Consider the following 14,474-nt stretch of genomic DNA (forward strand, 5'->3'; position numbering starts at 1 on the left):
CAACGCATCCTCGGACAAAGCCATGAACATCACGTTCTCCCGGCAGGCTTGCTCGATCGGGCGGCTGCCCACCATGCCCCGGGAGTAGGCAAACAGGATCACCTTGAGCAGCACCGCTGGCGGGTAAGCGGGGGCGCCGGTCTCATCGTTGCAGAAGCGCTCATCGAAGCTGGACAAGTCGAGCTCGTGATCGAGCAGGTGATGGAGCGCATGTTCGAAGGTGCCGGGGAGTAACTGCCGGGAAAGATCAACGGGAAGAAACTTGGGACTCGTATCAATCGTCTTGTTGCGGGCCATAGTAGTGTCATTTCCCACAAAATCTCAATGTCCCAATCTTGCAGCACGCTCATGACAGGAGCAAGATCGCGGTAGACTTTTTCTACAGCCTCGTTAGCTGCAAGAACTCGGATGATTGATTCCTCGCAAGCATCTGTCTTTTTCTCGAAATTAAGCGCTGCCGAGCAGTTGCGTTTTCTAGTCCTGTTCGCATACCACCTTACAGTCGCAGCTCGTGATACATATGCGGCCCAAGAAGAAGGTCTTACCGATCCCCATCGCATGCAAACCGAAGGGGTCAGGCCTATACATTATAGGCGCGATCGCGTAGAGTTCTGCGATGGCCCGTCCGTTACGCTTGGAATTTGCTGGCGCCTGCTATCACCTGACTGCGCGCGGCGATCGTCAGGAACCCATCTTCGAAGACGACGAAGACCGGCTGGTTTTCCTCGACCGGCTCGCCAAGGAAGTCCTCCAGCAAGGCTGGCGGCTCTACGCATTCTGCCTGATGGGCAACCACTACCATTTGTTGCTCGACACCCCTGAACCGAATTTGGTCCAGGGCATGCGCAGGTTGAACGGGGTCTATACCCAAGCCTTCAATCGTCGCCACGGCCGGGTAGGCCATGTGTTGCAGGGGCGCTACAAGTCGATCCTGGTCGACCGGCAATCCTATTTGCTGGAGCTGTGCCGCTATGTGGTCCTCAATCCGGTGCGCGCCGGGATGGTGGCTACGGTGAAGGACTGGCATTGGAGCAGTTATCTGCCGACGGCGGGGGCGATACCGTGTCCGCCCTGGCTCGCCGCCGAAGCCGTGCTCGACCTGTTTGGTCAAGGCGCGCCTGCCCGCAGAGCGTACGAGCGCTTTGTGGCGCAAGGTCTCAAGCAGCCCTCTCCCTGGGAGCAGCTCAAGGGGCAGATCTATCTGGGATCGGACGCTTTCCACGCCCGGATGCACAAGCGTTTGCCCGGGACCGCGCCGAAAGGCGTCTCGCGCCGCCAGCTCAACCCGAATCGCCCCGGCGCGCAGACGGTGCTCCGCGCGGTCGCCGACGCCTACGGCATCGCGCCGGCTGCGACGCTACAGCGCCAGAGCGGGCCTGCATTCAAGCAGGCGGTGTATCTGCTGCGCCGGCGGGCCAATCTGAGCCTGCGGGAAGTCGCGGCGATGGCCGGGTTGACCATTGGACGGATCGCGCAGATCCAGAGCGAGATCGAATCGCTGCCGGTTGATGAGACGCTGAATCAAATCGTCGCGAAGCTATAATGTATAGGCCTGACCCTATTGCTCTATTGCTCCCTCGCCGCTGTCTCGGGCGCGTTATGCGGGACGTTATGCCGCAAAAAGGGATCGGTCTGCCTAGATGCCGACACCTTGATATGCTGACTAAATGAAGGTCAGTGAAATACTGCGAATGCTCAACGAGGATGGGTAGGTTCTCGTGGCAACACGCGGCAGCCACCGTCAGTTCAAGCATTCTGTGAAACCCGGCCGTGTCACGGTCCCTGGCAAACCTGCCGACGACTTGGCACCCGGCACGTTAAACAGTATTCTGAAACAGTCTGGTCTAAAGAAATGAGGGACTTATGCGCTATGCGATCGTAATCGAAAAGGCCGAAGGCAATTTCTCAGCGTACGTTCCGGACCTGCCGGGGTGTGTAGCTACCGGCGCCAGCGTTGAGGAAGTCGAATCCAAAATTCGCGAAGCAATTGAGTTTCATCTTGAGGGTATGCGTGAAGATGGCACTCCCATTCCGCCACCCGCGAGCCGCGTCGAATACGTCGATATTGCAGCATAACAACGCGTTCGAAACCGGACGCACAGAAGCTTCGCTTCTTCTCGCCGTTCAACGCGGGAATCGGTTGCAGTCGACTATCCCGCATCTGTTGTGAGCCTCTGAGGGCTCGTGCCGACATGGAATCTGCGCACGGGTAGCCACACGCTCAGAGCGATCAAGCCTCGATCAGCAGAGTTATCGGCTTTGTCCCGTGCCGGTCCGACCGTCGTTGCCATGATGGACGCGGTTTGCCTTACGCAAGCCGTGGAAAGGTTTCCTGCCTGTTCTCTGGCGGCCACGCTAAGCCTCATCGCGGCTGAGCGGCGGGCAGGAACAGAACAGGTTGCGGTCGCCCCAGACGTTGTCCACCCTGCCCACGGGTGACCAGTATTTGGTCTTGCGCAACGCCGCCATCGGATAGGCGGCTTCTTCGCGCGAGTAGGCATGCGGCCAATCGCTCTTGAGCAAGGCTTCCGCCGTGTGCGGTGCGTTCTTCAGCGGGTTGTCGGCCTGCGGCCATTGGCCGGCCTCGACCTTGGCGATTTCGGCGCGGATGGCAATCATGGCGTCGCAAAAACGGTCCAGCTCCTCCAGCGATTCGCTCTCGGTGGGTTCGACCATCAGCGTGCCGGCCACCGGGAAGCTCAGTGTCGGCGCGTGGAAGCCGTAGTCGATCAGGCGTTTGGCCACGTCTTCGGCGCTGATGCCGTGGGCCCCGCCGGTGTTGTCCTTCAAGGGACGCAGATCGAGGATGCACTCGTGCGCCACGCCGCCGCCCTTGATGCCGGCGATGTTGCCGCTGTAGTGCACCTCGTAGTGGTCAGCCAGACGCGCGGCGATGTAGTTCGCCGACAGGATCGCGGTCTCGGTGGCCGCCCGTAATCCCTCGGCGCCCATCATGCGCATGTACATCCAACTGATCGGCAGCACTGCGGCGTTGCCGAGCGGGGCGGCGCTGACGGCGCCCACCTGCTTGTCAGTGCCCGGGCCGGCGCTGCGATGTGCCGGCAGGAAAGGCACCAGGTCCGCCACCACGCACACCGGGCCGACACCCGGGCCGCCGCCGCCGTGCGGAATGCAGAAGGTCTTGTGCAAATTGAGGTGGCTCACATCGCCGCCGAACTCGCCGGGTGCCGCCAATCCCACCAGCGCGTTTAGGTTCGCGCCATCGACATAGACACGGCCGCCATGGCGGTGGACCAACGCGCACAGTTCCTTCACATGCGTGTCGAACACGCCATAGGTAGATGGGTAGGTGATCATCACTGCGCCGAGCCGCTCACTGTGCTGCTCGCACTTGGCCTTCAGGTCCGCCAGATCGACGTTGCCCTCGGCATCGCACTTCGTTACCACCACCTGCATGCCCGCCATGTGTGCACTTGCCGGGTTGGTGCCATGCGCCGACTCCGGAATCAGGCAGATGTTGCGTTGTCCTTCACCACGCGCCTCGTGGCAGGCCTTGATGATCAGCAGGCCGGCGTATTCACCTTGCGAGCCGGCGTTGGGTTGCAGGCTGACGCCACTGTAGCCGGTGGCCTGGCACAGCCAGGCTTCGAGCTGCTCGCGCAGCGTGTCGTAGCCGGCCAGTTGGTCGCGCGGCGCGAAGGGGTGCAGGTTGGCGAACTCCGGCCAGGTCATCGGAATCATCTCGCTGGTGGCGTTGAGCTTCATCGTGCACGAGCCCAACGGGATCATCGTGCGGTCCAGCGCCAGGTCCTTGTCGGCCAGGCTGCGGATGTAGCGCAGCATGTCGGTCTCGCTGTGGTGGCGGTTGAACACCGGGTGCGTGAGGAAGGCGCTGGTGCGCGCCAGCGACGGCGGGATCAGCGAGGCAATGCCTTTTTCGAACCGGTCGAAACCGGGCAAGGTCTGGTGACCGGCAAACAGCGTCCACAGCGCCGAGATGTCCTCGCGCGTCGTCGTCTCGTCGAGCGTGATGCCCACGCTCGTCGCCGAATCGCGGCGCAGGTTGTAGCCCGCATCGCGCGCCGCCTGCATCACGGCGTCAGTGTTGGCGCCGGTGTCGATTTGCACCGTGTCGAAGGCGCTGGAATTCAGCAGCGTGCAGCCGAGCTGCCACAAGCCCGACGCCAGCACTGCCGCGTAGCCGGCCACGCGGCGTGCGATTCGCTTCAGGCCTTCGGGGCCGTGATAGACCGCGTACATGCTGGCCACCACCGCGGGAAGCACTTGTGCCGTGCAGATGTTGCTGGTGGCTTTCTCGCGGCGGATGTGCTGCTCGCGCGTCTGCAGCGCCAGGCGGTAGGCCGGCGCACCATGCACGTCGACGCTCACGCCCACGAGCCGGCCCGGCATGGAGCGCTTGAACTCGTCCCTGGTGGCCAGGTAGGCCGCATGCGGCCCGCCGTTGCCCATGGGCATGCCGAAACGCTGCGCGTTACCCACTGCGATGTCCGCGCCCATTTCGCCGGGTGAGGTGATCAGCGTCAGCGCCAGCAGATCGGCGGCGACGATGACCATGCCACCGCGCGCATGCACCGCGTCGCTGATCGGCTTCAGGTCGCGCACCACGCCATTGACACCGGGGTATTGCAGCAGCACCGCGAATGCCTCGGTGTCGCCTGCAGCGCCGGCGGCGCCCGTGACCACCGAAATACCCAGCGGCCTGGCGCGGGTCCGCACCACTTCCAGCGTTTGCGGCAGCACATCGTCGGCAACGAAGAAGGTCGTCGATTTGCTCTTGCCCACCCGCATCGCCAGCGTCATGGCTTCGGCGGCCGCCGTGGCCTCGTCGAGCATCGACGCGCCGGCGATGGCCATGCCGGTCAGGTCGCACACCATGGTCTGGAAGTTGACCAGCGCTTCCATGCGGCCCTGGGAAATCTCCGCCTGATAAGGCGTGTAGGCGGTGTACCACGCCGGGTTTTCGAGCACGTTGCGCAAGATGACAGCGGGCGTGTGCGTGCCGTGGTACCCCTGACCGATACAGCTTCTGAGCACCTTGTTCTGCGCGGCGATGCGTTTCAATTCGGCCAACGCCCGCGCCTCGGACAGCACTGCCGGCAACGCCATGGGCCGGCTGCGCGCAATGCCGCGGGGGACGATGGCCTCGATCAGCGCGCGCCTCGATGCGGCGCCGATGACCGACAGCATGTGGCGTTCACCGTCTGACTGAACGCCGATGTGGCGGGCAATGAATTCGGCGGCGTTTTCAAGCTCGAAGAGCGGCTTTTGGGCGGGCATCGACATGGGCGCTTCCCGCAGTGGAACTTCTCGACGAGGCGTGGTCACGCGTTTTTCACGAGCAGGTCATAGGCTGGCCCGTCCATCAGTTGTTCGAACTCGCCCATGTCGGCCACATGAACCTTGAAGAACCAGCCGTGACCCATTGGATCGGTGTTGGCCAGGGACGGATCGGCGCGCAACGCTTCGTTGACCTCGACGACTTCGCCGCTCAGCGGCATGTACAGGTCCGAAGCCGCTTTCACCGACTCGACCACTCCGGCCACATCGCCCTTCTTGAAGCGGCTGCCGATCGCCGGCAGATCGACGAACACCACATCGCCCAACGCGTCCTGCGCGTGGTGCGTGATGCCGACGGTGGCGGCCTCATGGTCCTCGATGTTGATCCATTCGTGATCGGGCGTGTACTTCGTCGTCATGGGTTCTCCTCAGGTTGTCGAATGTCCTTGGCCGCTTCGGCAATGACAAGCGAGAGTGATGGTGGATGGCGCCGTCAGCCGCGGAAATAGCGGTGAGGTGTAAAGGGCATGGCGCTGACACGCATGGGCTGGTTCTTGCCGCGCACTTGCGCGTACACCTCGTGGTTGGGCAAGGCGTGGTTGGCGGCGAGGTAGGCCATCGCGATCGGGTGGTTGACAGTGGGCGCCAGCGTGCCGCTGGTCACGTGGCCGAGCCTATGGCCCTGCGCATCGACGATCAACGCACCTTCACGCACCGGCACACGCTCCAGCCCGACCATTCCGACGCGCTTGGTGCTGACACCAAGCGCCAACTGCCCGTCGATCACGTTCGCACCGGGGTAACCGCCGGCGCGCGCACCCCCCGCGCGGCGCACTTTCTGGATGGCCCAGGTCAGGCCCGCTTCCACCGGCGTTGTGACGTTGTTGATGTCGTGCCCGTACAGGCACAACCCGGCTTCGAGGCGCAACGTATCGCGCGCGCCCAAGCCGGCCGGCTGGACCTCGGTCGACGCGAGCAGCGCGCGCGCCAGCGCCTCGGCTTGAGAGGCAGGCACTGAAATCTCGAAGCCGTCTTCACCGGTGTAGCCGGACCGGGCGACAAAACAATCCGTGCCCGCCAGCGTGGCGCTCATGCCGGTCATGAAGGTAAGTTTTGCCAGCGCCGGGTTGAGCCGCGACAACGCAGTGACCGCCCTGGGCCCTTGCAAGGCCAGCAACGCCCGGTCGGGCAGGGGCTGCACCGTGCAGCGATGGCCGATGTGCGTCACCAGGTGCTTGATGTCGGCGTCCTTGCAGGCCGCGTTGACGATGACGAACAGGTCACCCTCGCGCCGCGTGATCATCAGATCGTCCAGGATCCCGCCGCTGGCGTTGGTGAAGAAACCGTAGCGCTGCTTGCCCACTGCCAGGTCGACCACATCCACCGGGACCAGTGACTCCAAGGCCTTTGCTGCGTTGTCACCCAGCAAGCGCAACTGCCCCATGTGCGACACATCGAACAGCGCCGCCGATGCGCGGCAATGCCGGTGTTCGGCCAGAATGCCCGCGGGGTAGCTCACCGGCATGTCGTAACCGGCGAACGGCACCATCTTCGCGCCCAGTTCAAGGTGTAAAGCATGCAGCGGGGTCTTTTGCAAAACGGTGGCGGACATGGCTCCAGCGCTGGCGAGGGCAGTCTTCGAACCAGTGCGGCCCAGCCGCACCGGGGATGCCCTCTCTGTCCGCTTTACCTGAGAGATTGGCGGCCTGCGTTCGACGGCGGGCCGCTTGCCCCTTCGGTGGGCCCACTCGATGCGGGCCTCTCTCCAGCGAGGAACGCTTCGACGGAAGCGTTTGTCAGTCCTTTAGCCTGAGCGTTCGTGCTCCCGCTACCAGCGGGCGCTGCGCCTTCGGCGGCTTCACGTGGAAGCGCTCTCCTGACGGCGTCAAGTGTAGCAGCGACCGATGCCTTGCGTCGAGACGGTGGGTACAGGGAAAACAAACGCCGCTTTTTGCCGGGCGGGGCTGTATCGACCGCATGGTGAGCGGTCAATCGCACGGGTCTTTGCCGAGCACAGGCGGTTTCGCGGGGATACTTCGCGCCAACCATCGGCTGGAGGTGGCTGATCTCCACCCCTTTTACCCGCTCGCGCGAGTGCAAGATTGCGCAGTTCACGCCTGTGGCGAATCAGGCATTTCGCGATGCAGGGCTTCAATCCCTGTCATTGGCGGGAATGCCGATTGATTCTCACGTTATCCGGTTGAGTCACCGCATCGCCGCGGTGTTTTTGTCAGAGCTGCGCGAATCGCGCGCGGGGCAAGGCGCCGGGAAAATGATCAGTGCGGTGGATCGATCCCCGCGTGGATAACGATCCTGTCGATGGCGTCTTGGAGTGCTTCCATCTCGATCATAGGTTGTGCTCCCTTGGTGCCAGATCAGTCTTGCGATACTTGAGGTAATGTCCGTTTCCACCGTGTCCCCTTCGCCGGGCGGCCTCTCCCTTCGCCCGGGCAAACATTGTGCTGAAGGTCGGAAAAGATCATCCAGTGGTGCTCGATGTTCGGATACAGGAACGGACCAGCCACCTGCATCCGTGCGTTGCAGCAGCAGTCTTCGCTCTTCAAGCTGCGGGGCGCGTAGCGGTCGGCGTTTGCCCAGTCAGCCGAGAGAAACAACGACAGGGCCAGAATCAGCCGGCGCATAGGGGGTTCCTTTCGAGAAGAAGTGATCGCTCATCCGCCCCGGTTGCGTGAAGCGCTTTGCGGCGTGCCGGCAAGACTGCTTACGACCAGCCTCCCCCGCACTGGTGAAACGGGTTGATCGGAAAGGCGTGGTGTCCGTCGCGCATGCTGGCAAGATAGCGGTTCTGGATCTCGTAGGCGTCCGATTCCTTGAAACTGTTTTGGGCACACTTGTTCGCGATCGTGTCGAATTTTCGACTTACGTTCTGCGCGTGATGAACCAGTTCGTGCAAAAGGATCGAGCGCGCGAAGATATCGGACTTGACGTCCAGGCTGTCGTCGATGAACACGCCTTGTGCCGGGTCGTAGAATGCCCTGACCCGACATGGGCCGGCGCAAAAACGCTGCTCGATTTCCTCATGTGGAACCGCGTGGATCTCGGGCAGCACCTTCGGTGCCGGGTATCCGGCGAGCAACTGGATGCTGGTAAAAAGCTCTACGACAAGCGACGAGACGGTAGATGATTCCATTGCGATCCTTTGCCAGATCGATCAGGCCTTTGTTATACGGAGTGTGATTTTCTTTGCTCCTCAAAAAAAATCCGACTGGGCGGAAGGGGACCCGCCCAGTCGGTAAACAAACAATCGACGCAGCCGGGCTGACGTACGATCGTTCGGGAGGAGCTTTAATCAACTATCGGCATCCACGCACCAAATTCATCTTCCTCCGCTCTGTTACCGCCGAATGCGCATCGAAGCGTGACCAGAATAGACAGATACGGCTCCCGCTTGGCTCACGGATCGAAGAAAACCCGGGATGAGGGGCAACCGGAGAGGGTGGGTGGGGGCGGCAATTACGCGCCGAACATGTCCTATGTCCGGCAACCAAGAGGCCGAAAAAATCCGCTTTTCGGCGAAGGCACGTTCGCAGTCCTGTTCAGCGATCGATTTTCCTCACTGCAAGCCCACAGATGGCCCACCGATTGGGGGGCTGTCTGGCCAGTCGCACCTTGCCAATTCCAGGAGCGCGGGGAACTGGAGCGAACGGCGATCCGAACCCATTTTCGAAGTCCCGATGCGAGTCCTCGGACCTTCCCGTGCGGCAGGGTGTTTGGGCGTACCATAGAGACGTTCTCTACTTGCCCCCTAGGCTCACCGTTCGCGGTCCCCCCGCGTGGAGCGCCTGTCATGGCGAAGGCATCTAATGCTCTGGCCAAACCGTCCAGTGCCCTAGCTAAATTAAGCCGGCCGAAACTATTTGGTGCGCTGCCGCGCCAGCGGCTGTTCGATCTGCTGGATCAGTGCCGCGCCCATCCGCTGGTCTGGGTGGCCGGTCCTCCGGGAGCGGGCAAGACCACGCTGATAGCAAGCTACCTCGAAGCCAGGCAGCTTCCAGGGCTGTGGTACCAGGTGGACGCTGGGGACGTGGACCCCGCCACCTTCTTCTACTACCTGGGCTTGGCCGCGTCAGAGTTAACGGGCGACCACCAAACACTGCCCCTGCTGACCCCGGAATATCTTCCGGATCTGCCGGGGTTCAGCCGCCGTTTCTTCCGTGAGTTGTACGCGCGGCTACCCCGCCCTGCGGTCGTGGTCCTGAACAACTACGAGGAAGTGCTGGGCGAAGTGGCGTTCCATTCCCTGCTGGCGGACTCGGTGCAAGAGATTCCCGAGGGCGTCAATGTCATCGTCGCGGGCCGCAGCGAGCCTCCCGCGCGTTTTGCAAGGCTCGTCGCCAACAAGACGGTAGGGATCGTGGGCTGGGAGGATCTGCGCTTGACGCCGGAGGAAACGCGCGGCATTGCCTGCGCGACCCATCCCATGGACGAGGCTTTGCTTGCCACACTCTATCAACAATCCGGCGGATGGGCCGCTGGACTGACGCTCATGCTCGAACGCATCCGGCGTAACGGCATTGCCCCGGAGCATGTGCTGGCCGAAACCCGCGAGGCGGCGTTCAATTACTTTGCCGGCGAGATCTTCGACAAGGCGCCGCCCGAGGATCAGCAGATCCTGATTTCCACCGCCTTTCTGCCCCGGGTCACGGCGGCCCTCGCCGAGCAATTGAGCGGGAGCTCCAATGCCGGGAAACTTTTGAACGACCTCTACCGGCATCAATTGTTCATCGATCGGCGCGCCGGTACGGAAGTCACCTATCAATATCACGACCTGTTCCGCGACTTCCTGCTGGCGCGGGCGCGAGAGTTCCATTCGCCCGTCGAGTTCACTCAATTGGCACGGCGTGCTGCGCAGTTGCTGGAAGCCAATGGCCAGTTCGAAGACGCGGTCGGCCTTTACACCGGCGCCGATGATTGGAACGCCGCCGCCGAACTGATCCTGAAGCAGGCGCCCGGCCTGCTTGCCCAGGGCCGCGGGCAAACGCTGCGCGAGTGGATCAGCGCCCTGCCGGCAGAGCGGGTGAAAGCGATGCCATGGCTTGCGTACTGGCACGGGAGGTCCTTGATCCAGGTCGATCACCCGCGGGCGCGCCAGATCCTCGAGCAGGTGTTTGCGGACTTCAAAGAGCGCGGCGACGAGATCGGCCAGATGGTCACGGCGTCCGGGATTATCGAGACCCATCACTTTGAATGGGCATACATCAAGCCCATGGATCGCTGGATCGACGCGCTGGACGAGCTTTTGTCGCGCAATCCTGCCTTCCCCTCCGCAGAGGTCGAACTGCGGGTTTACTCGGGGCTGCTGATGGCGCTGCTGCGGCGCAGGCCGGAGCATCCTCTCCTTCCCGTCTGCGTCCAGCGGGTCATGACTCTCGCGGTCACCGACCTGGATGCGAACCTTCGAGTCAGCGCCGTCACCGTCGTGCTGGTGCTGTATTGGTTCAACGCGGACTGGGAGCGTGCCCGCGAAGCCAGGCAACTGATCGAATCCCTGCTTCGCCATCCGGACGTGGCGCCACTGGCCCGCGTGTATTCGCTGGTCCGTTACGTCCACCGCCTGTGGCTGGAACTGCATTACGCAGAAGCCGCTGCCGCTCTGGACCAGGCCTTCGAGATTGCCGAACGTCATGGCCTGACAGGCGTGCGGGCCGAATTGCTGCATGCCCGAAATCTGCTGGCGCTCGCCCAGGGCGACCGGGCGACCATGGCGTCCACGCTTCAGGCCTTGAACGCCGTGGTCAATCCCCAGCAGCGCCTCGATCTCAGCCTGATGCATCGTTCGCGAGCCAATTACGCAATGCTTCTGGGTAATACAGCCGGCGCGGTCGAACACGCGCGGGCGGCGATGGCGCTGATGGACGAAGTCGGCGTGAAGCCCAACCAGTCGCTGTTCCGGTTCTACCTGGCGGCTGCGTTGGCGGCCGACGGCAAAGACGAGGAAGCCCTGCAATATCTGGAGGAGGCGCGGGGTCTGATACGGGGAAGCATCCTGGAGCAGTCGCTGCGCGACCATGATCTGATCGAAGCTTGTATCGCGCTCAAGCGCGGCAACCGGGAACGTTGCCACGCGCTGTTGTCCGATGCATTCGACCCGGCCCGGTACAGCGGAACGGCGTCCTTCGCGTTCAGCTTCTATCCAGCGTTCATGGCTCAGCTCTGTGCCGAAGCGCTGCGGGCGGGAATTCATACGCAATACGTCAACAGCCTGATCCGGCAATACGGCCTCGTGCCCGAGGCGCGCGACATCGAAGAGTGGCCCTGGCCGATCAAGATCCATACCCTGGGGCGATTCCTGGTGTTGAAGGACGATGTCGAGATCCGCTTCGCGCGCAAGACGCAAAGACGGCCGCTGGATCTGTTGCAGGCCCTGATCGCCCTGGGCGGCAGCGACGTTGCGGTGAGCGCGCTGACCGAAGCACTGTGGCCGGATGCGGAAGGCGATGCCGCCTATCACGCGTTTGAGAACACGCTGTATCGGCTGCGCCAGTTGCTGGGCTCCGCCAACAGCCTCAGTCTGGCGAGCGGCAAGCTGAGTCTCGATTCCAGGCGCTGCTGGGTGGATGTGTGGGCACTCGAGCGCCGACTGGAAAGTGCTCGCGACGGCGGCGCGGTCTCCGCACAAGGCCTCGACATCGTGATGCAACTATATCGTGGCCATTTCCTGGGCCAGGAAGCGCCACAACCATGGATTCTCCCGGCCCGCGAGCGGCTGCGCGACAAATTCCTGCGCTATGTGGAGAGTGTGGCCCAGTCATGCGAACGAGACCAGCAGTGGGCGCAGGCCGCCGCCATTTATCAGCGCGGCATCGAGCTGGACCATCTGGCCGAGAGCCTTTACCGCGGCCTCATGATTTGCTACCGCGAGCTCGGCAACCATGCCGAGGCGCTGAAGGTCTACCGGCGCTGTCGCGACCTGCTGTCGGTTGTGCTTGGGGTTCAGCCAACCGCTGATACCCAGGCGATCTACCAAAGTCTCAAGCAGACTTGAGCGGTACGCGGTAACACGGGCTCCGGTCAAGTAACTAAAAGCGCATTTTCGGGCACCAAGTACACGCTCTAGGGATCGCTTTCGGCGGCCGATGAGCGTCAATATTAATTTTCCACGTTTCGGGGCCGAGTCCATGCCGCTAGTTGACCAATTACTGTTCCCCGTGACGTTCTTCGCCGCGCTTGGCTGCGGGCTGATGGCTGGCCTCTTCTTTGCCTTCTCGAACTTCGTGATGAAGGCCCTCGCCCGGCTCCGTCCGGACAGCGGTATCGCAGCCATGCAGTCCATCAACGTTGCGGTTCTCAATCCGTTGTTCCTTGGCCTCTTCCTTGGAACCACCGTGGTTTGCCTGCTCCTGGTCATCTATTCGCTTGTGCACTGGCAGCATCCGGGTACCGTCTGGTTGTTGACGGGTGGCGCGCTCTATCTCATCGGCAACTTTGTGGTGACGGCGGCCTTCAACGTGCCGCGAAACGACGTCCTGGCGCGCGTCGACGCGTCGAACTCCGAGGCCGTCCGCGCCTGGCGCGACTACGCCGCCGGTTGGACGAGATGGAACCACGTGCGGACAATCACGGCGCTCGCGGCGGCGGCATCATTCACGATTGCGCTTTGTCACTTACAGCCCGGCGCTTAAGTCGTCCGAATGAGAGCGCCAGCGTGAACGCAATGCTTAACCCTCCAAATCGCTAGGGCCGGCATGATCCCGGTTGGGTATATGGCAAAGCGGGTAAGCATTCGACCGGACTGGATCAAGGCCGAACGGGTGGCGGATGTCTACTCAGTCAGCGGTTGCTTGTCGGAGGACTTCGGCGACTACATTAACTACTGGAAACACAATGGCTACTGGTTTTTCGACTCCCCAGACATTATCGTACAGTTGGCTCGGCAGAACTCAATCGATCTGACGGGAACGAAGCTCTTCTTCTACGAAGTCCATGAACTGGAGTTCGATGATGCCGAAGGTCATTGGACGACCTTCAAGCCGGAGGCTTCATTCACAACCCAAGTCGTCCTGCCGGCTGAGAAAGCATTGGAGGGTTACGATGTCGTGACCTTCTCTGTGAGGACAAGCGCAGAATGTTCCCCGCTGTCCTGCAACTCGTTGGCTGCCGAAGTGGAAACCAACCAGCATTGCTTGCTGGCTTCTTTCGAGCGCGCGCAGCAATTGTTGGAGGGCGGAAAATTCAAGCACACGGAACCTGGGCCCTATAGGATATTTGCTGTGTATTCGACAGAGTGGCCCTGACATGAAGTGACAGGGGCGCGGAACGGCATCGTCGTACCCGGCCCGGCTTGTTCTCCACGGACCCCGTAACCTAGATGCCAGGCGCCTTCATTGTTTGTGTGGTGCCACCTAGTCATGACAAAACGCAACCCTCGTCGCTTCGTTCATAGCAAGCCATCGATACCTTATTCATTTTAAAACTGATTCTGGTCCCGGCCCTGATCGGCGCCATTACCCTGGCCAGCCGTCATTGGGGGCCAGCCGTCGCGGGTTGGCTTTCGGGTTTCCCGATCGTTACGGGTCCGATTCTGTTGTTTGTGGCGCTGGAGCAGGGCCCGCAATTCGCTTCCGTTACTGCAGCAGGGACGCTGGCCGGAGGATTGGCGTGGTTGTCGTTTGCGGTCAGCTACGCCTGGGCCGCCACGCAGATGTCCTGGCTTCTCGCGTTATTCATCAGCCTGTCCGCTTATCTTGTGATCGGGATCGTGCTTGTTCTCTCCGCGCCACCGTTTGCATTGATCGTTGCGATGGTTGTCGTTGCGGTGGTGCTTGCACCGCACATATTTCCGCGACTAACCCAGCCGATCGGCCCGGCTGCATTTTCGCCCGTCGAGCTTTGCGCGCGCACGGTTGCAGGTGGCGTGCTGACCGTCTCGGTCACCCATCTGTCGCCGGTGCTTGGGCCGAAGTTCAGCGGCTTGTTTGCCGTGTTTCCCGTCATGGGTATCGTCCTGGCCGCTTTTTCGCACCGTGCAAGCGGCAACATCTTCACCATCCGCCTGCTTCGCAGCATGGTGTACGGATTCTATTCATTCACCGTCTTCTGCCTGACCATTGCGTTTGCTTTGCATGCAGTTGGTATTGCCGCCGCATTTTCCCTGGCGCTATGTTTTTCGCTGGCAGTGCACTTTGGCGTGCTTTGGTTCATGCGGCGAGTCCGACAACGCGCCCCAGCTTGAGCGCCAGAGCAGGCAGGCGCCG

General features: G+C 62.0%; 11 protein-coding genes, 2 pseudogenes and 2 riboswitches. Of the genes and pseudogenes, 7 read left to right on the forward strand and 6 right to left on the reverse strand.

Going from position 1 to position 14,474, the window contains the following annotated elements:
• Positions 1-6: 6 nt before the first annotated feature.
• Positions 7-297: pseudogene (locus HY067_05170) on the reverse strand (transposase).
• Between the two features lie 319 nt (positions 298-616).
• Between HY067_05170 and HY067_05175 the strand changes: the two are divergent.
• The 3 genes and pseudogenes from HY067_05175 (at position 617) to HY067_05185 (ending at position 2,076) form a co-directional block, all read left to right on the forward strand.
• Complete coding sequence (locus tag HY067_05175; GenBank protein MBI3527343.1) at positions 617-1,543, forward strand: transposase; 927 nt, start codon at positions 617-619, stop codon at positions 1,541-1,543.
• Between the two features lie 124 nt (positions 1,544-1,667).
• A pseudogene (locus HY067_05180) lies at positions 1,668-1,856 on the forward strand (type II toxin-antitoxin system HicA family toxin).
• Between the two features lie 7 nt (positions 1,857-1,863).
• Positions 1,864-2,076: a type II toxin-antitoxin system HicB family antitoxin gene (locus HY067_05185; protein ID MBI3527344.1), complete on the forward strand. Its 213-nt coding sequence runs from the start codon at positions 1,864-1,866 to the stop codon at positions 2,074-2,076.
• A 279-nt stretch (positions 2,077-2,355) separates the two neighbouring features.
• On the opposite strand, the gene gcvP is transcribed toward HY067_05185, so the two are convergent.
• The 5 genes from gcvP to HY067_05210 all read right to left on the reverse strand — a co-directional run bounded on the left by gcvP (position 2,356) and on the right by HY067_05210 (position 8,410).
• Positions 2,356-5,265: an aminomethyl-transferring glycine dehydrogenase gene (gcvP, locus tag HY067_05190; GenBank protein MBI3527345.1), complete on the reverse strand. Its 2,910-nt coding sequence runs from the start codon at positions 5,263-5,265 to the stop codon at positions 2,356-2,358.
• A gap of 38 nt (positions 5,266-5,303) precedes the next feature.
• A complete protein-coding gene (gene gcvH / locus HY067_05195) occupies positions 5,304-5,678 on the reverse strand; it encodes a glycine cleavage system protein GcvH (GenBank protein ID MBI3527346.1) in 375 nt (124 codons plus the stop codon).
• Between the two features lie 74 nt (positions 5,679-5,752).
• Positions 5,753-6,871, reverse strand: coding sequence for a glycine cleavage system aminomethyltransferase GcvT (gcvT, locus tag HY067_05200; GenBank protein MBI3527347.1), 1,119 nt, complete (start codon positions 6,869-6,871; stop codon positions 5,753-5,755).
• Between the two features lie 55 nt (positions 6,872-6,926).
• Positions 6,927-7,038: riboswitch (glycine riboswitch) on the reverse strand.
• 8 nt (positions 7,039-7,046) lie between these two features.
• Positions 7,047-7,148: riboswitch (glycine riboswitch) on the reverse strand.
• Between the two features lie 486 nt (positions 7,149-7,634).
• The gene (locus tag HY067_05205) at positions 7,635-7,901 is read right to left on the reverse strand and encodes a hypothetical protein (GenBank protein ID MBI3527348.1); all 267 of its coding nucleotides are present in this window, start codon (positions 7,899-7,901) and stop codon (positions 7,635-7,637) included.
• 80 nt (positions 7,902-7,981) lie between these two features.
• Positions 7,982-8,410, reverse strand: coding sequence for a hypothetical protein (locus tag HY067_05210; GenBank protein MBI3527349.1), 429 nt, complete (start codon positions 8,408-8,410; stop codon positions 7,982-7,984).
• A 657-nt stretch (positions 8,411-9,067) separates the two neighbouring features.
• Here HY067_05210 and HY067_05215 point away from each other — a divergent pair.
• The 4 genes from HY067_05215 (at position 9,068) to HY067_05230 (ending at position 14,452) form a co-directional block, all read left to right on the forward strand.
• A complete protein-coding gene (locus HY067_05215) occupies positions 9,068-12,265 on the forward strand; it encodes a hypothetical protein (protein MBI3527350.1) in 3,198 nt (1,065 codons plus the stop codon).
• A gap of 133 nt (positions 12,266-12,398) precedes the next feature.
• Positions 12,399-12,902, forward strand: coding sequence for a DUF1772 domain-containing protein (locus HY067_05220; protein MBI3527351.1), 504 nt, complete (start codon positions 12,399-12,401; stop codon positions 12,900-12,902).
• A gap of 63 nt (positions 12,903-12,965) precedes the next feature.
• On the forward strand, positions 12,966-13,514 hold the full coding sequence (locus tag HY067_05225; protein ID MBI3527352.1) for a hypothetical protein: 549 nt from the start codon (positions 12,966-12,968) through the stop codon (positions 13,512-13,514).
• 290 nt (positions 13,515-13,804) lie between these two features.
• Complete coding sequence (locus HY067_05230) at positions 13,805-14,452, forward strand: hypothetical protein (protein ID MBI3527353.1); 648 nt, start codon at positions 13,805-13,807, stop codon at positions 14,450-14,452.
• Positions 14,453-14,474: the final 22 nt, after the last annotated feature.

It is taken from the genome of Betaproteobacteria bacterium, from assembly GCA_016194905.1.
GTDB lineage: Bacteria > Pseudomonadota > Gammaproteobacteria > Burkholderiales > JACQAP01 > JACQAP01.